The organism is Magnetospirillum sp. WYHS-4 (genome assembly GCA_039908345.1).
In the GTDB taxonomy this organism is placed as follows: Bacteria; Pseudomonadota; Alphaproteobacteria; order Rhodospirillales; family GLO-3; genus JAMOBD01.
In genome coordinates, this window is record JAMOBD010000001.1 from 197,106 (window position 1) to 217,880 (window position 20,775).

Consider the following 20,775-nt stretch of genomic DNA (forward strand, 5'->3'; position numbering starts at 1 on the left):
ACGACGGCATGGGCCAAGGCCCCGGCCGCGCTCGATACGTTGATTTTCTGCTGTTTCGGCGCTGCCTCCGCCGACCAGTACCGCCGGGCCCTTGCGGAATTCGGCCTTCCGGCCTAGATCACCCCCGACCGTCACCGGAGGGGATCGCCATGTCGCAGGAAAAATTCACGTTCCAGGCCGAAGTCAGCCGTTTGCTGGATATCGTCGCCCACTCGCTTTACAGCCACAAGGAGATCTTCCTGCGCGAGCTGATCTCCAACGCTTCCGACGCCTGCGACAAGCTGCGCTACCTCTCGCTCACCCAGGCGGACCTGGGACCGGGCGAAGGCGGGTTTCGCATCGAACTGACGGCGGATGCCAAGAAGAAGACGCTCTCCATCGCCGACAACGGCATCGGCATGAACCGCGACGACCTGGTCGAGACCCTGGGCACCATCGCCCGGTCGGGAACCCAAGCCTTTCTCAACGGCTTGTCGGGGGATTCCCGCAAGGACGTGGACCTGATCGGCCGCTTCGGTGTCGGCTTCTATTCCTCCTTCATGGTCGCGGAACGGGTCGAGGTCGTGACTCGCAAGGCGGGCGAGGCGGCAGGCTGGCTTTGGGTGTCGGACGGTCTGGGCGAATTCACCATCGAGGAGGCCGTCCGCGATACCGCCGGCACCACGGTGACCCTGTTCCTGCGCAAGGACGACAAGGAATATCTGGACCACAACCGCCTGAAACGGATCGTCAAGACCTACTCCGATCACATCGGTATCCCTATCCTGTTGAAGGGGGGCAAGGAAGGCGAAGACGAAACCTTGAACACCGCCTCCGCCCTCTGGACCCGGCCGGCCAAGGAAGTGACGGCGGAACAGTACAAGGAATTCTATCACCACGTGGCCCATGCCTTCGACGAACCCTGGATGACCCTGCACGGCCGGGCGGAGGGCGTGCTTTCCTACACCCACCTGTTGTTCGTGCCGACCGCCAAGCCCTTCGACCTGTTCGATCCCGAGCGCAAGCCCAAGGTCAAGCTCTACGTCAACCGGGTCTTCATCACCGAGGACTGCGAGGGCCTGCTGCCGCCCTACCTGCGCTTCCTGCGCGGCATCGTGGATTCCGAGGATTTGTCCCTGAACATCAGCCGCGAGATGCTGCAGAAGGACCCCAAGCTGGCCAAGATCAAGGCCGGCTTGGTCAAGAAGGTGCTGGGCGAGTTGAAGAAAAAGGCCGAGGCGGCGCCCGAGGACTACGCGGCGTTCTGGGAGTCCTTCGGCCCAGTGCTCAAGGAAGGGCTCTACGAGGACTTCGAGAACCGCGACAAGCTGCTGCCGCTGGCCCGTTTCCGCCATACGGGCGCCGAGGGCGCCATCTCGCTCGAAACCTATGTGGAAGCGATGAAGGAAGGCCAGGAAGCCATCTTCTACATTACCGGTCAGGATGCCGACCAACTGGCGCGCAGCCCGCAACTGGAAGGCTTCCGCAAGAAGGGCGTGGATGTGCTGCTGCTGGCCGATCCGGTGGACGAGTTCTGGATTCCTGCCATCGCCAATTTTCGCGACAAGCCCTTCCAGTCGGTGACCCGGGGTGGCGTCGACCTGGGCAAGGTCGCGGGGACGGAGCCGGCCACCGAGGAGAAGAAGGAGGAATCGGCCCCGGCCGAGAACCTGGCCGATCTGCTGGTCGCCCTCAAGGACGCGCTGGGAAGCGCGGTGAAGGACGTGCGCATCTCGGAACGCCTGACCGACAGCGCGGTCTGCCTGGTGGCGGCCGAAGACGGGCTCGACATGCACCTGGAACGCATCCTCAAGCAGCACAAGCGCCTGGACGACCTGAGCCCGCGCGTCCTGGAAATCAACCCGCGCCACGCCCTGATCCGCCGTCTGGCCATCCAGGCCAAGACCGCCGGCCCGGCCCTTGCCGATGCCGCGCACCTGCTGCTCGATCAGGCCCGCATCCTGGAAGGGGAACCGGTACCCGATCCCCAGGCCTTCGCCCGGCGCCTGGCCGCGGCGATGGAAAAAGGCCTGGACTAACGCTTGTGCGGCGGGGGCGGCGGGCCGCCCGGCATGGGGCCGGCGCCCAGCTTCTCACGGCCGGCCGGCGACATGGCGGCGGCGGCTTCCACCATGGCCTGGGCAATGGTCTCGTCCAGCAGGTCGCGTGCCGTCCGCACGCCGTCCAAGGCGGTCTTCAAGGTCTTGGCATCGAAATCCGGTCTGGCGATCGCCGATTTGATGGCGTCCCTGGCGTTGCGCATCGCTTCGTGTCCCCGGTCGAATTCCCGGGCCCGGGCCTTGAAGGAAGCGACCAGCCGCCGGCCGTCTTCCGCCGGCATGTCGTCGGCCATGCGTTCCGCCATGTGGATGAAATCGGGCGGACCCGGCGGCGGATGGCGGTAAGGGGCCTGGTCCAATCCGGTGGCATGCATGCCGACGATGGTGACCAGGGAAACGTTGGCCGCCAGCGACAGGGGCAGGATCCAGGTCTTGAGAGGCATCAGCGCATCTCCATCCCGAACGCCGGCGTCAGGAGGTGGGGTAGCAGTCCCGCCGGCTCGGCCGCTTCCAGCCAGCTTCCGGCCAGGACGCCGACCGCCAGTCCCGCCGCCATGGGGACGGCGAAGCGCAACGAGACCTCAAGGCAGGCGGGCGGGCAGAGCCGGGCCAGCCAACTTCCCTTCGATGTTCCGGCCATCTCGGGGGTCTCGACGCGGTTCAAGACCGCCGCGATCAGGCGATCGGTCCGCTCGGCTTCGATTTCCACGGGCGGCAAGGCCTGCCGCAGCCATTTGGCGAAAGACTCATCACGTTCCCAGGAAGCGGTCATGGCAGGTCTCCGAAATTCTTCAATCCTCGACGCAGCAGATATCCTCTCAGTCCCCGGCGGGCCCGTACCAGCAGGGCCTCGAGAGCGGATACGGTAAGACCCAGGTGGTAAGCCGACTCGGGACCGTCGACCTCGGCGAAATAGTATAGCGCCAAGGCGGTCCGCTGTCGGGAGGGCAATTGGGCCATGGCTTCCAATAGCAGCCGGCGGCGCTGGCCGGCTGCCGCAGTATCCGCCCCATCCGGCGCCGGATCGGCGGGATCGCCAGCCTCGTCCAGGGGCGCCAGGGGCCTGCGGCGGCGGCGGTCGATGCAAAGGTTGACCACCACCCGGTAGAGCCAAGTGGAAAATCGCGCCTCGCCACCGCTTCGCCAGCCCGCGGCCACGGCCCAGACCTTGAGAAACGCCTCCTGCACCACGTCGTCCGCATCCTGGGCGTTGCCGGAAATCCGCTGGGCCAGCGCCAGGGCCGGACGCGCATGCCTTTCCATCAGCCGCCGGAAGGCTCCCCGGTCGCCCGCCGCGATGGCGGTCAGCAACGCGTCGTCGTTTTCCTGGTCGTTCCGGTCCAACCGGCCCCACCGCTTCCTGAATTACCCTTCTCGGCCTTATCACGGACCGGCGGGGCAAATCCTTGCGAAAAATTAACCATGCCGACGAAAAAAATTTTCGCGAGGGCGCATGGATCGGTAATACCCGCCCGTGAAACGGATATGCGAGGCCCCCCCGGCCCTCGCGCCCCGGACAAGGAGATCCCCATGATGCAAGGAATTGGCGGTTACGGCGCCCCCGATGCGTCGCAGATCCGCAACCTGTTCAGCCGCATCGACACCGATGGCGACGGCAAGGTCACCCGCGACGAATTCGTCTCCGGCGCGCCCGACGCCGACTCCTCGGAAAAGGCGGGCCAGTTGTTCGATACCCTGGATCCCCAGGGTACGGGCGCGCTGACCGAGAACGACCTTCTTGGCGCCTTCCAGCAGATGCACAGCCAGATGCAGGCGGCCCTGATCCAGCAGCAGGAAGACAAGGGACCGCCCGATCCGTCCCGGTTCTTCGACAGCCTGGATGACGATGGCGACGGCGACGTCAGCCGCGAGGAATTCGTCGCCGGCCGCCCCGAAGGAGTGAGCGAGGAGGACGCCAACGCCTTCTTCGACGAACTGGACGCCGAAGGAACCGGCAGCCTGACCAAGGAGCAGTTTACCGAAGCCATGAAGGATGCCGCGCCGCCTCCCATGGCCGGCGGTCCGCCTCCGGGCGGCGCCTCGGGCGGCAGGGACGACGAGGACAGCCAGGCCTCGGCCTTCTTCGACGACTTGGACACCAACCAGGACGGGGTCGTATCGCTGTCGGAATGGCTGGCCGGCCAGCCCCCGGAACTGGGCGAGGAGGAAGCCACCGCCATGTTCGAAGAGATGGATGGGGAAGGCTCCGGCGCCTTGACCAAGGAACAGTTCGTGGCCGGTATGGCCGCGGGACGATCCGACGGCGGGGCGGGCACCGAAGACGGAGCCCCCTCCCTCGACAACCGGTTGATCGCCATGTTGCTGGAAGCGGTCAAGAGCTACGAAAAGTCGGGCCTGGCCGGACTCGCCAATACGACCACTTCGGTCGCCGCCTGACCCCGGCGTCCCCGGCGGTCGTCCGCCCTCATCGGACGGCCGCCGTCCAAGCCCCCCGGCCCCCACCCCTGCGGGTGACCGGAGGCGCTTCTTCAGCCGGCCAGCTTGTCGAGCCCGCGGGTAACCGATTCGCCCATCACCGCAGTGGACACCCGGGCCATGCCGGTCTGCATGATGTCGGCGGTGCGCAAGCCGCCGTTCAGCACGTTTTCCACCGCCGTCTCGATCAGGTCGGCTTCCTTGCCCAGGTCGAAGGAATAACGCAGCATCATCGCGAGACTGAGAATGGTCGCCAGCGGATTGGCGATGTCCTTGCCCGCGATGTCCGGGGCGGACCCGTGCACCGGCTCGTACATGGCGCGGCGGAAGCCCTTGGCGTCGGCTTCCCCGATGCTGGCCGACGGCAGCATGCCGAGCGAGCCGGTCAGCATGGAGGCCTCGTCGGAAAGGATGTCGCCGAACATGTTCTCGGTCACCATGACGTCGAACTGGCGGGGGTTGCGCACCAGCTGCATGGCGGCGTTGTCCACGTACATGTGGCTGAGTTCCACGTCCTTGTAGTCCTTGGCGACCTTCTCGGCCTCCTCGCGCCACATGACCATGGACACCAGGACGTTGGCCTTGTCGACCGAACAGACCTTCTTGTTCCGCTTGCGCGCCAGATCGAAGGCGACCCGGACGATACGCCGCACCTCGGTATCGGTGTAGCTGAGCGCGTTGAAGCCGCGTCGCCCGCCGCCGGGCAGGTCCTCGATGCCGCGCGGCTCGCCGAAATAGAGCCCGCCGGTCAGCTCGCGCACGATCATGATGTCCAGGCCCTTGACCACTTCCGGCTTCAGGGTCGACGCGTCGACCATGGCGTCGAACACCCTGGCCGGGCGCAGGTTGGCGAACAGGCCCATTTCCTTGCGCAGGCCCAACAGGCCCCGTTCCGGCTTCTTGTCGAACGGCATGTCGTCCCACCTGGGGCCGCCGACCGCGCCCAGCAACACGGCATCGGCCGCCATGGCGGCGGCCAGGGTCTCGTCGGTCAGAGGCACGCCATGGGCATCGATGGATGCGCCGCCGATCAGGCCTTCCGAAACGTCGAAGATCAAGCCCCTGTTCTTTTCCAGCCAGTCCATCACGCGCCGACACTGCTTCATCACCTCGGTTCCGATGCCGTCGCCGGGCAGGACGAGGATCTTCAAGGGCTTCTTCGTGGACATGACGAGACCTTTCTGGGCGGATGAATGGGGCAGGTCAGGCATAAAGCCAAGGCTGCTGGGCCTTCTGGCGAGCCTCGAAAGCCGCGATGTCGCCCGCCTTCTGCAGCGTCAGGCCGATATCGTCCAGGCCGTTCAGCAGGCAGTGGCGGCGAAAGGGATCGACCTCGAACGGCGTGACCGAACCGTCGGGCGCCGCGATGGTCCGGCTTTCCAGGTCCACCGTGAAGGTGGCGTTGGCACCGTTCTCCGCCTGGGCCAGCAGGCCGTTCACGGTGGCCACCGGCAGGCGGATCGGCAAGATGCCGTTCTTGAAGCAGTTGTTGAAGAAGATGTCGGCGAAGCTGGGCGCGATCACGCAGCGGATGCCGAAATCAAGGATCGCCCAGGGCGCATGCTCGCGCGACGAGCCGCAGCCGAAGTTCTCGCCGGCGATCAGAATGGCCGCGCCGCGATAGGGCGCCCGGTTCAAAACGAAATCCGGGATTTCCTTGCCGTCGGGCGTGTAGCGCATTTCGTCGAACAGGTTCTTGCCCAGTCCCGAACGCTGGATCGTCTTCAGGAACTGCTTGGGAATGATCATGTCGGTATCGACGTTGATCATGGCCAGTGGCGCGGCGACGCCGGTAAGCGTGGTAAACTTCTGCATCGTGGAATTCCTCCAGGAAGGTCGTACTAGACCATTTTGTTACCAGCCGCAACGGATCGGGGCTTGCGGATTCCGCCTGTCCGGCACGCCATGGGCGTGCCGGGGGTATGAAACCGGGAAGTCTTTAGAACTTGAGGGTTTCGCCTACCTTCATCTCGCGCATCGGCGCCTTGACCCCTTCCCCGGCCAGGGCCCCTCCGAAGGCCGCCGGGGTGCCGGTCAGGGCCGGGAAGGTGCCATAGTGCATGGGGATGACCATCTTCGCCGGATCGACGAAGCGGGCCGCCAGGGCGGCCCGTTCCGGGCCCATGGTGAACTTGTCGCCGATGCAGGCGATCATCACGTCCACCTTGCGGAAGCGGTTGACCAGAGCCATGTCGGAAAAGACGTCGGTGTCGCCCGTGTGGTAGATGGCGGGCCCGTCCTTGACGCTGACCAGGAAGGCCCCGGCCGGGCCGCCGGTTTGCAGCGAGCCCTCGTTCGGCATGCCGGGGCCGGTTTCCACTTCGGAGCCGTGCACCGCGGGCACGAAAGCCACCTTGACCTCCCCGTCCAGCAGGGCGATCTCGCCGCCGAAATGCCCGGCCGTGGCGGCCGTCGCCTGGTCCTTGGGATAGCCCCGGTACTGCACCAGGGCCTTGGACAGGTCGAAGCCGGCCACCAGCTTGGCCCCCGTCGTCTTGGCGATTTCGACCGCATTGCCGATATGGTCGTTGTGCCCGTGGGTGACAAGGATCAGATCCACGCGGGAAAGGCCGGCCAAGTCCTCCTTGCCCATCTTGTTGGCCGGATTGACGACCCAGGGATCGATCAGCAGCACCTTGCCCGATGGCGTGACGATTTTGAAGGCGGAATGGCCGTACCAGGTCAGCTCGGTGGCCTCGGCACCCGCGGCGACCAGAATCATCGTCGCCAGGACGGCGAGCCCGCGACGGAAACGAAACGACAGCATGGCAGCCTCTCTCGATTGTTGCGTCGACCATCCTACTCCCCTTGGGAAAATGGGAGCAAGGCCGCTTGCATCCGGCGCCTCGAAACTGGTACCTGATACCGAATCGCCAACCGCCGACCGGGGGACGCCATGAAGATCGGAATCGTCGGATGCGCCGGCCGCATGGGACGCATGCTGGTGCAGGCCGTGCTGGAGACGCCGGGGGCCGGGTTGGCCGGGGGTTCGGAACGGGAAGGCAGCCCCTTCCTCGGGCAGGACGTGGCGGTTCTGGCGGGCGACAAGCCTTGCGGCCTGACGGTGACCGAAGACCCCGAAGCCCTGTTCCGGCTGTCCGACGCGGTGATCGATTTCACCCTGCCCGGCGCCACCGTCGCGCATGCCTTGCTGGCGGCGCGCCATAAGACCTGCCTGGTGCTGGGTACCACGGGCCTGGGGGTGCTCGAACAGGAAGCCGTCGCGACGGCGGCCCTGGCGGTACCGGTGGTCCAGGCGGCCAACTTCAGCGTCGGCGTCAACCTGCTGCTGGGCTTGACGCGCCAGGTGGCGGCCATGCTGGGCGAGGACTTCGACATCGAGGTGGCCGAGATGCACCACCGTCACAAGGTGGACGCCCCGTCGGGCACCGCCCTGGCGCTGGGCCGCGCCGCTGCCGAGGGGCGCGGCGTGGCGCTGGAGACGGTCTGGCAGAAAGTGCGCGACGGCCATACGGGCGAGCGCAAGCCGGGCGACATCGGCTTCGCCACCCTGCGCGGCGGCGACGTGGTGGGCGAGCATACGGTGCTGTTCGCCGGTTCGGCCGAACGGGTGGAACTGACCCACAAGGCCGGGTCGCGCGCCATCTTCGCTCGCGGCGCGGTGCGGGCGGCGCTCTGGTGCGCCGACCGGCATCCCGGCCATTATTCCATGCAAGACGTGCTGGGCCTTTAGCCGAAATAGCGTTGCATGAGGGCCTGCAGGTCCTTTTCGACCACCGCGTCCTCGCGCCCCCCATAGGCGGCATGCAGGCCGGGCGCCAAGTCCAGGAAGGCGTCCAGCAGACGGGGATCGAAATGGGTGCCCCGCCCCTTGTGCAGGATATCGAGGCTTTCCTTAAGGCCCAGGGGGGCTTTGTAGGGGCGGCGCGAGGTCAGGGCGTCGAAGACGTCGACGATCGCGAAGACCCGGGCCGTCACCGGGATGTCTTCCCCCTTCAGACCGCCCTGATAGCCGGAGCCGTCGTACTTTTCATGGTGATAGCGCACCACATCCGCCGCATCCTCCAGCCAGGCCGAGCGCGAAACGATGTCCACCCCGTGGCCGACGTGGGTTTTCATGACTTCGAACTCGTCCTCGGTCAACCGGCCGGGCTTGAGCAGGATGGCATCGCCGATGCCGATCTTGCCCAGGTCGTGCAGAAAAGCCCCCTTGATAAGGGCCTGGATCGTCGCCTCGCCCAGCCCCACCGCCTCGCCTAGCCGGATGGCGAACAGGGTTACCCGGTAGTTATGGACGCCGGTATCGCTGTCGCGCTTGGCGATGGCGTCGCCCAGGGTTTCCAGCGTATTGAGGTTGGCCTGCAGGAGATCCTGCGACCGGGCGATCAGGTCGCGGTTGAGACCCAGCACCACGGGATAGAGCAACGCCGCGGTCAGCAACGTCGCGACGACCACCAGGATGGCGCTGGCGGTGGTGGCGCCGCCGATGGCGGCCAGGGTGTCGGGGTCGACGCGATAGACGCCCTCGAAGAACCCGACCGCCCGGCCGTCGGGCGCCCGCAGCGGCACCACGGCCTGCAGATAGAGTTCTTCGGCGATCCGGATCTTGCGATACCAGACGTCGACCTTGGGAAACTTGTGGCCCCCCCTGTCCATTTCCGCTTCCAGGTGCCGCTTGTCCGCCTCGACCACCTCGGCCACCGGACGGCGGTCGGGGTCGTAGACTTCGCCGAAGACGAAACGGCCTTCCCGGATCGCGCGGGGCGAGATGACGAAGTCCCGCAAGGCCGATTCCACCGCCGCGGCGTCTTGAGCGGACCGCGGCGGCATATGCGGCAGGATGCGCCGGATCAGGTGGTCGGATTCGGTTCGTGCCAAGCCGACCAACCTGTCGTCCACCTGTTCGAGCTGGTGGTAGAAGACGCCAAAGCCCAACAAACCGGCCAGGGCCACGGCCGCGATGACCAGCCGGGGAACGAGCCGTCGATGAATGTTGCCGTGCATGGAAGACCTTTTGCCGGATTTGGCGGCCTTGACGGACCCGTGTAGACTGGCTTCCATGAATTGATCCTGAACGGCGAAGGCCGCAAGTCGTGAAAAAGCCCCATGTCGCCGAATTCTACCGCCGTCTGGCCGCCCTGCGGCCGGAACCGCGCAGCGAACTGGACTACGTCGGTCCGTATACCCTGCTGGTTGCCGTGGTCCTTTCCGCCCAGGCCACGGACAAGGGCGTGAACAAGGCGACGGCGCGCCTGTTTCCCGTCGCGGACACGCCGGAAAGAATACTGGCGCTGGGGGAAACGGCGCTGAAGGAGCATATCAAGACCATCGGGCTGTTCAACGCCAAGGCCGCGAACATCATCGCCCTGTCCCGCCGTCTGGTGGAACGGCACGGCGGGCGGGTCCCGGCCGATCGCGAGGCCTTGGAAGCCCTGCCGGGGGTCGGGCGGAAAACCGCCAACGTGGTGCTGAACGTGGCCTTCGGCCAACCCACGATTGCCGTGGATACCCATATCTTCCGGGTGGCCAACCGCACCGGCCTGGCGCCCGGCCGGACCCCCCTGGCGGTGGAACAGGGCCTGGAGAAGGTTACGCCTGCGGAATACAAGCGCCACGCCCACCACTGGCTGATCCTGCACGGCCGTTATGTCTGCAAGGCCCGCAAGCCGGCCTGCCCGGCCTGCCCGGTGGCCGATCTCTGCGCCTTTCCGGAGAAAACGGCATGACCCCCTTCGGCCACCGGCTGCGCGATCTTCGGGCCCGCAAAGGTCTCCGTCAAAAGGACATGGCGGCGGCCCTGGGCGTTTCGGCGGCGTACCTGTCCGCCCTGGAACACGGCAACCGGGGCCGTCCCGCCCCCGGCATGGTCTTGCAGATCTGCGGCTATTTCGGCCTGATCTGGGACGAGGCGGAAGATCTGAAGCGCCTGGCCGAACTGTCCCATCCCCGCATCAAGGTGGAAACCGCCGGCCTGTCGCCCAAGGCGACCGAACTGGCCAACCTGCTGTCGGAAACCATCGGCCGCCTGGACGACCAGACCCTGGATTGGATCGTCGCCGAAATCGAAGGCGCCGTCGGTCGGCGCAAGCGGCCGGAAGGGCCGCGTTTCTGATTAGAGAATGAACTTCTTCAGATCGCCCTTCTTCGCCAGGTCGGAGACCTTGCGGCGCACGTCCTCGGCGGTCAGGCCGACCGTCTCTCCGGATCGCTCCGAGGCGGTGAAGCTGATTTCCTCCACCAGCTTTTCCAGCACCGTATGCAAGCGGCGGGCGCCGATGTTTTCCACGCTGGCGTTGATCTCGGCGGCCAGGTCGGCGATTTCGCCGATGGCTTCGGGGGTGAAGTCGAGCGTCAGGTCCTCGACCGCCATCAGGGCCTTGTACTGCTTGATAAGACTGGCCTCGGGCTCGGTCAGGATGCGGACGAAATCGTCGCGGGAAAGGGGATGCAGTTCGACCCGGATGGGCAAGCGGCCCTGCAGTTCGGGCAGCATGTCGGACGGCTTGGCGATATGGAAGGCGCCCGAGGCGATGAACAGGATATGGTCGGTGCGGATGGGGCCGCGCTTGGTCGAGACCGTGGTGCCTTCGATCAGCGGCAGCAGGTCCCGCTGCACACCTTCGCGCGACACGTCGGCGCCCACCGTTTTGGCATCGGAACGGGCCGTGATCTTGTCGATTTCGTCGATGAAGACGATGCCGTTGTTTTCCACCGCGGCGATGGCGTCCTTGACGATCTTGTCCTCGTCCAGAAGCTTGTCGCCTTCCTGGGTCAGCAAAACCTCGTAGGATTCGGATACGGTCATCTTCTTGGGCTTGGTGCGGGCACCGAAAGCCTTGCCGAAGATGTCGTTCAGATTGAGCATGCCCATCTGCGCCCCCGGCATGCCGGGGAGATCGATGGTCGGCATGGACAGGCCCGAGGATTCCTCGACCGGCACCTCCACCTCGCGATCATCCAATTGACCTTCGCGCAGCATCTTGCGGAATTTCTGACGGGTTTCCGGGCTCGCGGCTTCCCCGACCAGCAGGTCCAGCACCCTTTCCTCGGCCCGCAGCTCGGCCTTGGCGCGCACCTCCTTGCGCAGCCGGTCGCGCGCTTCGTGGATGGCGATCTCGATCAGGTCGCGGACGATCTGCTCCACGTCGCGTCCGACGTAGCCGATCTCGGTGAACTTGGTGGCTTCCACCTTGATGAAGGGAGCCTGGGCCAGCTTGGCCAGGCGGCGGGCGATCTCGGTCTTGCCGACGCCGGTGGGTCCGATCATCAGAATATTCTTGGGCACCACCTCTTCGCGAAGCGCATCGGAAAGCTGCTGGCGACGCCAGCGGTTGCGCAGCGCCACGGCGACGGCGCGCTTGGCGTCGTTCTGGCCGACGATGAACCGGTCAAGCTCGGAAACGATCTCGCGCGGCGTGAAGGCGATTCCCGGTACGGTCATAACGTTTCGATGACAAGATTGGTGTTGGTGAAGACGCAAATGTCGGCAGCGATGCGCATGGCCCTTTCGGCCACGGAACGGGCGTCCAGATCGTCGCGGTCCATCAACGCGCGGGCGGCGGCCAGGGCGTAGTTGCCGCCCGAACCGATGGCGGTCACCCCGTCTTCCGGTTCCAGCACGTCGCCGGTGCCGGTGAGAACCAGCGAAACATCCTTGTCGGCGACGATCATCATGGCTTCCAGGCGCCGCAGATAGCGGTCGGTGCGCCAATCCTTGGCCAGTTCGACGCAGGCGCGGGCCAGCTGTCTCGGATACTGCTCCAGCTTGCCTTCCAGGCGCTCGAACAGGGTGAAGGCGTCGGCGGTGGCCCCGGCGAAGCCGCCGATCACCCCTCCGTCGCCCAGGCGCCGGACCTTCTTGGCGTTGGCCTTGACCACCGTGTTGCCCAGGCTGACCTGCCCGTCGCCCGCGATCACCACCTGCCCGCCCTTGCGGACCATCAGGATCGTCGTGCCGTGCCAGAGGGGAGTGTCATTCTGTGTCATGGAGGGACTATAGCGTCCAGCGTCGACCAACGAAAGAAACAGAAGCGACCTTTGTCAGCCGAATAGCGCCGCGATACGCCGCTGGATGTCTTCGGCGGCGGCGCGTGGGTCCGGCGCCTGGCGGATAGGACGCCCGACAACGATATAATCGGCTCCCTTCTCGAGGGCCTCTTCCACATCGACGGTTCGCTTCTGGTCGTCCGCGGGTTTGTTTTCCACCGGACGAATGCCGGGAACGACGATGATAAATCTATCCCCCAGTTCCTGGCGGAGGGACTCGGCCTCCATGCCGGAAGAAATCACTCCATCGCACCCGATTTCCAATGCGCGCTTAGCCCGCGAGAGCACAAGGGTCCGGACATCGGTGCGAAACCCCAGGGCGTCGAGATCGCCCCGGTCCAGACTGGTCAGTACGGTGACCGCCAAGATCTTGGTGTCGCCCTTCGCTTCGCTAGCCGCCCGCAGGATGGCGTCGTTACCGTGTACGGTAGCGAACGTAGCCCCGCGGCCATGCAACTGGCGAACCGCCGAAGCCACGGTTTGCGGAACGTCGAAGAACTTGAGATCGACGAAGACTTTCTTGCCGCGCTCGGTCAGCCATGCGAGAAGCTCGAAATAACTTCCCGTCATGAAAAGTTCCAGGCCGATCTTGTAGAAGGATACGGCATCGCCCAGCCGTTCGACCAATGCCTTGGCATCTTCGACGCTCGGAACGTCCAGGGCGAGGATCAACCGATCCCGGGGATCGATAGCCTTCTGGGAAAGCAACAGTTTGGACCCGGTCATCGTGGTACCCCGATGTAATGCATTGCCGTCAGGCATGTCATGGCCGACTTGGCATCTTCATGTCGGCCCGGAAAAACGGAACGGGACCATGCCCGACCCTCAATTCCTATCGCTACGCCCTTATACGAGGGCTCGCAACGAACCTTCTCGGATCAACGTCTCGATACCCCGGGATACCGGTCTCTCCGCCGTTGGAAATGGTTTCGATAGGGTTCTTTTTTCGAGACATGATTGACGTTCCTATAGGATAGTTATGGCGAACTATCAATAGCGTCCAATCGGGAGACCTCACACATCCCCCTGTGTTGGGCATCGGATCGCTGGAAGCCGCCCGAGGTTCCTGATAGAAGACACTGCAGGAAAAGACGAGGAGCCTTCCATGCGCACCGCCACGGTGGAACGCAAGACCCGCGAGACCCGCATCGCCGCCACCGTCGCTCTCGACGGCACGGGGACCTACGACATCGGGACCGGCATCGGGTTTCTCGACCACATGCTGGAACAGCTATCGCGCCACAGCCTGATCGATATCGCCTGCAAGGCGGACGGCGACCTGCACATCGACTTCCACCACACCGTGGAGGATTCGGGCATCGTCATCGGCGAGGCCATCGCCAAGGCCTTGGGCGACCGCAAGGGCATCGCCCGCTACGGCACCGCCTATGCCCCGATGGACGAGTCCCTGACCCGGGTGGCGCTCGATGCCTCCAACCGGCCCTATCTGGTCTGGAAGGTGGAATTCGTCCGCGACAAGCTGGGCGAGATGGACACCGAACTGTTCAAGGAATGGTTCCAGGCCTTCGCCCAGGCGGCCGGGCTGACCCTGCATGTGGAATGCCTTTACGGCGACAACAACCACCATATCGCCGAATCCTGTTTCAAATCCCTGGCCCGGGCGCTGCGCCAAGCGGTTTCGATCGATCCCCGGCGCGCGGACGTGGTGCCTTCGACCAAGGGCGTGCTGGGCGGAAGCCTGTGATGCAGCTGTTCACCGTGCACCTGGAACCTCGCGCCGGGACGTTGGCCGTCATCAAGGAAGGCTTTTCCTGGCCGGCCTTCCTGTTCCTGCCCGCCTGGGCCCTGTGGCACGGCATGTGGGCGACGGGGGTGGCCATCGCCACCTTGATCGCCGCCATCACCCTGGTTCCCGTCGGCCTCGACGGCCAGGCCCTGCTGTCGCTGGGGTTGGCGGCTTTGCTGGGATCGGTGGCCAACGATCTCTTGCGCCACATGCTGGAACGCCGGGGCTGGCGCTTCGCCGCCGTGGTGGCCGGCCGGAACCGCGAGGCCGCCGAATTCCGCTTCCTGGACCAGCATCCGGAACTCTTCCGATGACCATAGCCATCGTCGATTACGGGTCCGGCAACCTCAGGTCCTGCGCCAAGGCCTTCGAGCGGGCGGCGGCCGACCTGGGCCTGTCCGTCCCCGTGGTGGTCACCGCCGATCCCGGCCGGGTGGCGGCGGCGGATCGTATCGTGCTGCCCGGCGTCGGGGCTTTCGGCGACTGCCGACGGGGCCTGGAAGCCTTGCCCGGCATGATCGAGACCCTGGAACGCCAAGTCCTGGGCAAGGGCCGGCCCTTCTTCGGCATCTGCGTCGGCATGCAGTTGATGGCGACGCGTGGCCTGGAGCATGGCAACTTTCCCGGCCTCGGGTGGATTCCCGGCGTGGTTCAGGCGCTGGAGCCCACCGATTCCGCCCTCAAGATACCGCACATGGGCTGGAACGAACTGCGCCTCGAGGCGGCGGACCATCCGCTGTTTGCCGGCCTGGCCGACGGCAGCCACGTCTATTTCGTCCATTCCTACGCCCTGCGCGCCCAGAATCGGGCTCATATCCTCGCCGTCGCCGACTACGGCGGCCCGGTGACCGCCGTGGTGGGGCGCGACAACATGGTCGGCACCCAGTTCCATCCCGAGAAAAGCCAAGCCGTGGGCCTCAAGCTGATCGCCAATTTCCTGAAGTGGACGCCATGATCTTCCTGCCCGCCATCGACCTCAAGGACGGCCAGTGCGTCCGCCTTCTGCGCGGCGAGATGGACAAGGCCACCGTGTTCGGCGACGACCCCGCCGCCCAGGCCCGCAAATTCCAGGACGCCGGCTGCGAGTGGCTGCACGTGGTCGACCTGAACGGCGCCTTCGCCGGCCGGCCGGTCAACGCCGACGCGGTGCTGGCGATCCTGGCCGCCGTCGCCATGAAAATCGAACTGGGCGGCGGCATCCGGACCCTGGAAACCGTGGATTTCTGGCTCGGCCAGGGAGTGGCGCGGGTCATCCTGGGCACCGTGGCGCTACGCGACCCGGATCTTGTGAAGGAAGCCTGCCGCCGTCATCCGGGCCGCGTCGCGGTGGGCATCGACGCCAAGGACGGCTTCGTCGCCGTGGAAGGCTGGGCGGAGGTTTCGGCCATGACCGCTCTCGACTTGGCCCGCCGGTTCGAAGACGCGGGCGTTTCCGCCATCGTCTATACCGATATCGCCCGCGACGGCGCCATGCAGGGCCCCAACACCGAAGCCACGGTGGCCTTGGCCCGCGCGGTCTCGATTCCCGTCATCGCCTCGGGCGGCGTGTCGTCCATGGCGGACCTGGCGGCGCTGAAGGCGGCGGGCGGCGACATCCTGGAAGGGGCGATCAGCGGCCGGGCCGTCTACGACGGCCGCATCGATCCGGCCGCGGCCGTCGCGTTCCTGAGGGCCTGAGCCATGCTGAAGACCCGCATCATCCCCTGCCTGGACGTGAACAACGGCCGCGTGGTCAAGGGCGTCAACTTCGTCAATCTGGTGGACGCGGGCGATCCGGTGGAACAGGCCCGGCTCTACGACCGGGAAGGCGCCGACGAACTGACCTTCCTCGACATCACCGCCAGCCATGAAGGCCGCGACACCATCTACGACGTGGTGGCCCGCACGGCCGAACAATGCTTCATGCCGCTTACGGTGGGCGGCGGGGTGCGTCGGGTGGAAGATATCCGAAAGCTGCTGCTGGCCGGAGCCGACAAGGTCTCCATCAACACGGCGGCGGTGAAGAATCCCGAATTCGTGCGCGAGGCGGCGGAAAAATTCGGCAGCCAGTGCATCGTGGTCTCGGTGGACGCCAAGACCGTGGCGCCCGGCAAATACGAGATCTTCACCCACGGCGGGCGCAATCCGACGGACCTGGACGCGGTGGAATGGTCGAAGCGCATGGCGGCCTACGGGGCGGGCGAAATCCTGCTCACCTCCATGGACCGTGATGGCACCAAGCAGGGTTTCAACCTGCCTCTCACCCGGGCCATCTCGGACGCCGTGACGATCCCGGTGATCGCGTCCGGCGGGGTGGGGACCCTGGACCATCTGGTGGAAGGGGTGCTCGAAGGCCATGCCTCGGCGGTGCTGGCCGCCTCCATCTTCCACTTCGGCACCCACAGCATCCGCCAGGCCAAGGAACATATGCGGGCGGCGGGCGTCGCCGTCAGGATCGACTGAACATGAACCACGTGCTGGACCGCCTGTTCGCCATCGTCGCCGGCCGCAGGGGCGCCGATCCGAAGGCGTCTTACACGGCCAAGCTGTTCGCCGACGGCCGCTCCAAGATCTGCCAGAAGCTGGGCGAGGAGGCGGTGGAAACCGTGATCGCCGGAACGGCGGGAACGTCGGCCCAGGTGGCATCGGAAAGCGCCGATCTGCTTTATCACCTGCTGGTGTTATGGGCCGATGCCGGGGTTGGGCCGCAGGACGTCTGGGCGATCCTCGAAAAGCGGGAAGGAACCTCGGGCCTGGCCGAAAAGGCGGCCCGGAAGGAGACGCCATGACCTACGATCCGAACAACGTCTTCGCCAAGATCCTGCGGGGGGAAATTCCCTGCAGGAAGGTGCACGAGGACGACTTCGCCCTGGCCTTCCACGACATCGCCCCCCAAGCGCCGGTGCATGTGCTGGTGATTCCCAAGGGGCCCTATGTTTCCATGGACGACTTCACCGCCCATGCCCCGGCCGAACTGGTGGCCGGCTTCTTTCGGGCGGTGGGCGAGACGGCGCGCATCCTGGGGCTGGACGGGGAAGGCTACCGCTTCCTTGCCAACACGGGCACCAACGGTCATCAGGAGGTCCCCCACCTGCACGTCCACATCTTCGGCGGCAAACGCCTGGGGCCGATGCTCAGCCGGCCATCGCAGGTCTAGGGCCGATCCTGGAATGACGGAGCCGGCTCTCGTTTCTCGCCCTTGCCCGGGGGCATCGGGAGAGTCAGGACCTTGAAGACGTCCTGGGGATCGTAGCGACGTAAGCGTCCGCCGATTGGAATCGAAAACTAGTATTGTGTCCCTGGATTCCCTGGATTCCGTCCCCGGATTCCCATGTGTCCCCGGATTCGGTAAACACCGGCGATTCCGTGGCCGTATGTGTTGGAACATAGAACGGAAGGGCTACCTTCCGGGCCCCGCTTCTGCGCCTATTGCGCCGGAAGATTTACACCCGTCTCACCCACCAGATCAGCGCGATGCCCGGCAGGGCGGCCAGCGTGCTGAGCAGGAAGAAATCGACCCAGCCCAGGCTTTCCGCGAGGAACCCGCCCCAGGACGCGAGCCCCGTCCGCCCCAGCGCCGCCAGGGAGGATAACAGGGCGTACTGCGTCCCCGTATAGCCGATGTTGCAGAGCCGCGAGATGTAGGCGACGAAGGCCGCCGAGCCCATGCCGCCCGACAGGTTCTCGATGCCGATGGTGGCGATCAGGAACTGGAGGTCGGCCCCGGCCACGGCTTGGGCGGCGAACATCAGATTCGATGCCGCTTGCAGGACCCCGCAGACGAGCAGACTCCGGAAAATGCCTAGCTTCGCCACCAGCACCCCGCCCAGGGCGGTGCCCAGGATGGTGGCGAAGAATCCGAAGACCTTGGACACCGAGGCGATCTCGGACTTGGTGAAGCCGATCTTCACATAGAAGGGATTGGCCATTACCCCGGCCATGGCGTCGCCGAACTTGTAAAGCACGACGAAGACAAGGATCAGCGCCACGCCCTTGCCGTGGCGGCGGATCATGTCGAGGAAGGGCCCGCCGAAGGCGTCCTTCGTCCAGGCCAGAAAGGAACGGGGATGCCCGATTGCCGCCAACGGCGTCGTCGGTTCGCGGTTGACCAGCACGGTCGCCACCCCGACGCCCACCAGCGCCGCCATGGCGGCATAGACGGTGGGCCAGGGCACGGCATCGGCGAGCCACAAGGCCCCCGCCCCGCTCGCCAGCATGGCGAGGCGATAGCCGAACTGCACCGCCGCCGCCCCGGCGCCATACTGGGCCTCGTCCAGGATTTCCACCCTGTAGGCGTCGACGACGATGTCCTGGCTGGCCGAACAAAAGGCCACCAGCAGGGCCAGGGCCGCCGTTTCCCAGGGATGGCCGGCCGGATCGACGCCGCCCAGCGCCAGCAGGGCCGCGATCAGAGCCCCTTGGGTCGCCAGCATCCAGCCCCGCCGCCGGCCGAACAGGGGCGTGAGGATGGGCAGGCCCGCCCGGTCCATGATAGGCGCCCAGAGGAACTTGAAGGTATAGGGCAGCCCCACCAGGGCGAACAGCCCCACGGCGGCCAGGCTCACCCCGGCCTCGGTCAGGCGTACCGCTAGGGTGGCGCCGGTCAGCGCCAGGGGCAGGCCGCTGGAAAAGCCCAGAAGGAAGACCGTCAGGATGCGGCGGTCGAGATAGATGCGGAACGCGTCGGCCCAGCCGGTCATGACTTGTCGAACACCGCGAAGACGTTGGCCGACCATATCTCGGGCGGGGTCATGACCAGCCGCCCCAGGACCCCGTGCAGCATCCGGTCGAAGACTTGCCGGCTGGGGCTGCCGAGCCGGTGGGGCAGGCAGCGCGTGCAGACGAAGCCGCAAGCGAGCGCGAGCTGGCGCAGGCTGGACGGGCTGTAGGCCGCCTTGTGGGTCATGTCGCCGAACTGGTACTGCCCGCCCCAGGGCGAACCCATGTTGGGAACCTTGACCAGCACCCGGGCACCCGGATTGAGCACCGCGCCCAGGGAGCGCAGCAAATGGGCGCCGTCCTCGTGGGTGAAATGCTCCAGCACGTCGTACATCGCCACCCGATCGAAGCGCCGCCCCTCGGCATCGGCAGCAAGAAAATCGCGGACGTCGCCGGCCCGGAAACGGTCGGCCGCCTCGGGCGGAATATGGGGGGCGAGCGCCGGGTCCAGGTCGATGCCCAGGAATTCCGCCACGCCCTTGGCCTTCAGGTAGGCGAGGAACAGGCCGGTGCCGCAGCCGATCTCGAGCACCGCCATATGGGTTCGGCAGGCCATCGGTTCCCAGAACTCGCGGTCGTAGCGGCGGACGTGCTTGGCCTTCAGGACCGGGCGCCGGTAGTTCTTGAAGGCGTCGTAGCTGCCGTAGAACTCGCTCATGCCAGCAACTCCTCAACCTTGGCCCAGGCCTGTTCCGGGGTCACTGCGGCGACGCAAGGGAAGGCGTCGCGGTCGTCGGTCCGTTTCGGGCAACGCCAGAAGCAGTGATAACAGTCCATCGCCGTCCAGGCGAAGCGGACCGTGGCGGGCGCGATTCCTTCCGGGTAGGGGAAGAAGCAGCCGAAATGGCCGCCGCCGACCACCACCAGCGTCCGGACGCCCAAGGCCACCGCCAGATGGGCGGGCCCGGAATCGTTGGTCAGCACCAGGGCGGCATGCTTCAGAAGGTCCATCAGTTCGTCCATGGTCGTCTGCCCGATCAGGTCGATGACGCCCGACGTTTCCGCGAAGGCCTTCAGGCGCTCCACATCGGCCTTCTCGCCGCTGGTGCCCACCACCACGATGCGAAAACCCATGGCATGCAGGCGGTCGGCCAGTTTCAGGTAGTTGTCCACCGGCCAGCGCCGGCCCGGAGCGTTGCTGCCGGGGTTGACTACCACGTAGGGGGCGCCCTTGGGGACCTTGGGTTCCCGCTCGCGCCATTCCAGCATCGGCGGTACGGCGGGCACCTCGCGGCCCAGGATCTCGGAAACGAAGCGGTAATGCCGGGCCACCTCGTGCAAGGGATAATGGCCCGTGAAGACCACCCGGCTCGCCTGGCTCAGGTACCAGGCGAAGGTGGATCGCGTCGCCTCGTTGATGTAGGGCAGGGACATTGCCGTTTGCGGCGCCCCGGCGATCCAGGCCAGGCTGTCGGCCATCAGGGGCCGGCGGAAGAACTGGTCGCAGACCGTAATGGCCGGATTGAGCCGCCGGACCGCCAGCGCGACGCCGAACCGGTACCAGGGCCGCTTGGCGAAGCGGTGCTCGTCGATGACCATCGTCCGGTAGCCGGAAAAGACAGTTTCGGCCAGTTCGCCCCAGGCCTTGCAGCCCAGCACGACGATGTCCTCGCGGGGAACGCCGAAGGCCTCGGCGTAATGGTCGAGGCTGGACCGGAACAGCACCATATCGCCGATGCCGTCCATGCGAATCACCAGCAGCCCCTGGCGCGAACGCCCCACCGGCCAGTGGCGGGCCAGCCAGTCGAAGGGGCGGAACAGCCACCAGCGGCGCGGCATGCCGCCCGGCACCAGGCGCCAGAAGGCGTTGGCCTCGAAACGGTGGCCGGCGAGGCGATGCCCGATCAT

The 20,775-nt window shown here is 66.0% G+C and carries 25 protein-coding genes; 12 read left to right on the top strand and 13 right to left on the bottom strand.

What is annotated here, in order from left to right:
- The first annotated feature begins 149 nt into the window (after window positions 1–149).
- Window positions 150–2,018 carry a molecular chaperone HtpG gene (gene htpG / locus H7841_00950; protein MEO5335449.1) on the top strand — a complete coding sequence of 623 codons (1,869 nt, stop codon included), beginning with the start codon at window positions 150–152 and terminating at the stop codon, window positions 2,016–2,018.
- Here htpG and H7841_00955 read toward each other — a convergent pair.
- The 3 genes from H7841_00955 to H7841_00965 are packed head-to-tail and all read right to left on the bottom strand — an operon-like array spanning window position 2,015 to window position 3,383.
- Window positions 2,015–2,482 (bottom strand): periplasmic heavy metal sensor, encoded by a 468-nt coding sequence (locus H7841_00955; GenBank protein MEO5335450.1) that lies wholly within the window; start codon window positions 2,480–2,482, stop codon window positions 2,015–2,017. The genes htpG and H7841_00955 overlap by 4 nt on opposite strands.
- Window positions 2,482–2,811, bottom strand: coding sequence for a hypothetical protein (locus tag H7841_00960; GenBank protein MEO5335451.1), 330 nt, complete (start codon window positions 2,809–2,811; stop codon window positions 2,482–2,484). The genes H7841_00955 and H7841_00960 overlap by 1 nt, the downstream gene beginning before the upstream one ends.
- Window positions 2,808–3,383: an RNA polymerase sigma factor gene (locus tag H7841_00965; protein ID MEO5335452.1), complete on the bottom strand. Its 576-nt coding sequence runs from the start codon at window positions 3,381–3,383 to the stop codon at window positions 2,808–2,810. Before H7841_00965 ends, H7841_00960 begins: the two co-directional genes overlap by 4 nt.
- 186 nt (window positions 3,384–3,569) lie before the next feature.
- Here H7841_00965 and H7841_00970 point away from each other — a divergent pair, with 186 nt between their 5' ends.
- Window positions 3,570–4,436: an EF-hand domain-containing protein gene (locus H7841_00970; GenBank protein MEO5335453.1), complete on the top strand. Its 867-nt coding sequence runs from the start codon at window positions 3,570–3,572 to the stop codon at window positions 4,434–4,436.
- Between the two features lie 92 nt (window positions 4,437–4,528).
- Here the strand turns inward: H7841_00970 and leuB are convergent, their stop codons facing one another.
- From leuB to H7841_00985, 3 genes are all read right to left on the bottom strand, one after another.
- Window positions 4,529–5,644 (bottom strand): 3-isopropylmalate dehydrogenase, encoded by a 1,116-nt coding sequence (gene leuB / locus H7841_00975; GenBank protein ID MEO5335454.1) that lies wholly within the window; start codon window positions 5,642–5,644, stop codon window positions 4,529–4,531.
- Between the two features lie 34 nt (window positions 5,645–5,678).
- Window positions 5,679–6,290, bottom strand: a complete 612-nt coding sequence (gene leuD, locus H7841_00980) for a 3-isopropylmalate dehydratase small subunit (GenBank protein MEO5335455.1) — start codon at window positions 6,288–6,290, stop codon at window positions 5,679–5,681.
- A 124-nt stretch (window positions 6,291–6,414) separates the two neighbouring features.
- The gene (locus H7841_00985; GenBank protein ID MEO5335456.1) at window positions 6,415–7,242 is read right to left on the bottom strand and encodes a metal-dependent hydrolase; all 828 of its coding nucleotides are present in this window, start codon (window positions 7,240–7,242) and stop codon (window positions 6,415–6,417) included.
- A gap of 129 nt (window positions 7,243–7,371) precedes the next feature.
- On the opposite strand from H7841_00985, the gene dapB reads away from it, so the two are divergent.
- The gene (gene dapB, locus H7841_00990) at window positions 7,372–8,169 is read left to right on the top strand and encodes a 4-hydroxy-tetrahydrodipicolinate reductase (protein MEO5335457.1); all 798 of its coding nucleotides are present in this window, start codon (window positions 7,372–7,374) and stop codon (window positions 8,167–8,169) included.
- Here dapB and H7841_00995 read toward each other — a convergent pair.
- Window positions 8,166–9,497 carry an HD domain-containing protein gene (locus H7841_00995; GenBank protein ID MEO5335458.1) on the bottom strand — a complete coding sequence of 444 codons (1,332 nt, stop codon included), beginning with the start codon at window positions 9,495–9,497 and terminating at the stop codon, window positions 8,166–8,168. The two genes, dapB and H7841_00995, sit on opposite strands and share 4 nt — an antisense overlap.
- Before the next feature lie 32 nt (window positions 9,498–9,529).
- Here H7841_00995 and nth point away from each other — a divergent pair, with 32 nt between their 5' ends.
- Complete coding sequence (gene nth / locus H7841_01000) at window positions 9,530–10,162, top strand: endonuclease III (GenBank protein ID MEO5335459.1); 633 nt, start codon at window positions 9,530–9,532, stop codon at window positions 10,160–10,162.
- Window positions 10,159–10,548, top strand: coding sequence for a helix-turn-helix domain-containing protein (locus H7841_01005; protein ID MEO5335460.1), 390 nt, complete (start codon window positions 10,159–10,161; stop codon window positions 10,546–10,548). Before nth ends, H7841_01005 begins: the two co-directional genes overlap by 4 nt.
- Here the strand turns inward: H7841_01005 and hslU are convergent, their stop codons facing one another.
- The 3 genes from hslU to pyrF are packed head-to-tail and all read right to left on the bottom strand — an operon-like array spanning window position 10,549 to window position 13,208.
- Window positions 10,549–11,877, bottom strand: coding sequence for an ATP-dependent protease ATPase subunit HslU (gene hslU / locus H7841_01010; protein ID MEO5335461.1), 1,329 nt, complete (start codon window positions 11,875–11,877; stop codon window positions 10,549–10,551).
- The gene (gene hslV / locus H7841_01015) at window positions 11,874–12,422 is read right to left on the bottom strand and encodes an ATP-dependent protease subunit HslV (GenBank protein MEO5335462.1); all 549 of its coding nucleotides are present in this window, start codon (window positions 12,420–12,422) and stop codon (window positions 11,874–11,876) included. The genes hslU and hslV overlap by 4 nt, the downstream gene beginning before the upstream one ends.
- A 54-nt stretch (window positions 12,423–12,476) precedes the next feature.
- Window positions 12,477–13,208 (bottom strand): orotidine-5'-phosphate decarboxylase, encoded by a 732-nt coding sequence (gene pyrF / locus H7841_01020; protein MEO5335463.1) that lies wholly within the window; start codon window positions 13,206–13,208, stop codon window positions 12,477–12,479.
- Between the two features lie 379 nt (window positions 13,209–13,587).
- Here pyrF and hisB point away from each other — a divergent pair, with 379 nt between their 5' ends.
- From hisB to H7841_01055, 7 genes are read left to right on the top strand one after another with little or no spacing between them, the layout of a single operon-like run.
- On the top strand, window positions 13,588–14,187 hold the full coding sequence (hisB, locus tag H7841_01025) for an imidazoleglycerol-phosphate dehydratase HisB (GenBank protein MEO5335464.1): 600 nt from the start codon (window positions 13,588–13,590) through the stop codon (window positions 14,185–14,187).
- On the top strand, window positions 14,187–14,543 hold the full coding sequence (locus H7841_01030; protein MEO5335465.1) for a DUF2628 domain-containing protein: 357 nt from the start codon (window positions 14,187–14,189) through the stop codon (window positions 14,541–14,543). Before hisB ends, H7841_01030 begins: the two co-directional genes overlap by 1 nt.
- Window positions 14,540–15,184 carry an imidazole glycerol phosphate synthase subunit HisH gene (hisH, locus tag H7841_01035; protein ID MEO5335466.1) on the top strand — a complete coding sequence of 215 codons (645 nt, stop codon included), beginning with the start codon at window positions 14,540–14,542 and terminating at the stop codon, window positions 15,182–15,184. The genes H7841_01030 and hisH overlap by 4 nt, the downstream gene beginning before the upstream one ends.
- The gene (gene hisA / locus H7841_01040) at window positions 15,181–15,906 is read left to right on the top strand and encodes a 1-(5-phosphoribosyl)-5-[(5-phosphoribosylamino)methylideneamino]imidazole-4-carboxamide isomerase (protein ID MEO5335467.1); all 726 of its coding nucleotides are present in this window, start codon (window positions 15,181–15,183) and stop codon (window positions 15,904–15,906) included. Before hisH ends, hisA begins: the two co-directional genes overlap by 4 nt.
- 3 nt (window positions 15,907–15,909) lie before the next feature.
- On the top strand, window positions 15,910–16,671 hold the full coding sequence (gene hisF, locus H7841_01045; GenBank protein MEO5335468.1) for an imidazole glycerol phosphate synthase subunit HisF: 762 nt from the start codon (window positions 15,910–15,912) through the stop codon (window positions 16,669–16,671).
- Window positions 16,672–16,673: 2 nt separating this feature from the next.
- Window positions 16,674–16,997 carry a phosphoribosyl-ATP diphosphatase gene (locus H7841_01050; protein ID MEO5335469.1) on the top strand — a complete coding sequence of 108 codons (324 nt, stop codon included), beginning with the start codon at window positions 16,674–16,676 and terminating at the stop codon, window positions 16,995–16,997.
- The gene (locus H7841_01055; protein ID MEO5335470.1) at window positions 16,994–17,365 is read left to right on the top strand and encodes a histidine triad nucleotide-binding protein; all 372 of its coding nucleotides are present in this window, start codon (window positions 16,994–16,996) and stop codon (window positions 17,363–17,365) included. The genes H7841_01050 and H7841_01055 overlap by 4 nt, the downstream gene beginning before the upstream one ends.
- Window positions 17,366–17,651: 286 nt before the next feature.
- On the opposite strand, the gene H7841_01060 is transcribed toward H7841_01055, so the two are convergent.
- From H7841_01060 to H7841_01070, 3 genes are read right to left on the bottom strand one after another with little or no spacing between them, the layout of a single operon-like run.
- Window positions 17,652–18,908, bottom strand: coding sequence for an AmpG family muropeptide MFS transporter (locus tag H7841_01060; protein MEO5335471.1), 1,257 nt, complete (start codon window positions 18,906–18,908; stop codon window positions 17,652–17,654).
- Window positions 18,905–19,585, bottom strand: coding sequence for a class I SAM-dependent methyltransferase (locus H7841_01065; GenBank protein MEO5335472.1), 681 nt, complete (start codon window positions 19,583–19,585; stop codon window positions 18,905–18,907). Before H7841_01065 ends, H7841_01060 begins: the two co-directional genes overlap by 4 nt.
- Window positions 19,582–20,775 carry a glycosyltransferase family 9 protein gene (locus tag H7841_01070; protein ID MEO5335473.1) on the bottom strand — a complete coding sequence of 398 codons (1,194 nt, stop codon included), beginning with the start codon at window positions 20,773–20,775 and terminating at the stop codon, window positions 19,582–19,584. Before H7841_01070 ends, H7841_01065 begins: the two co-directional genes overlap by 4 nt.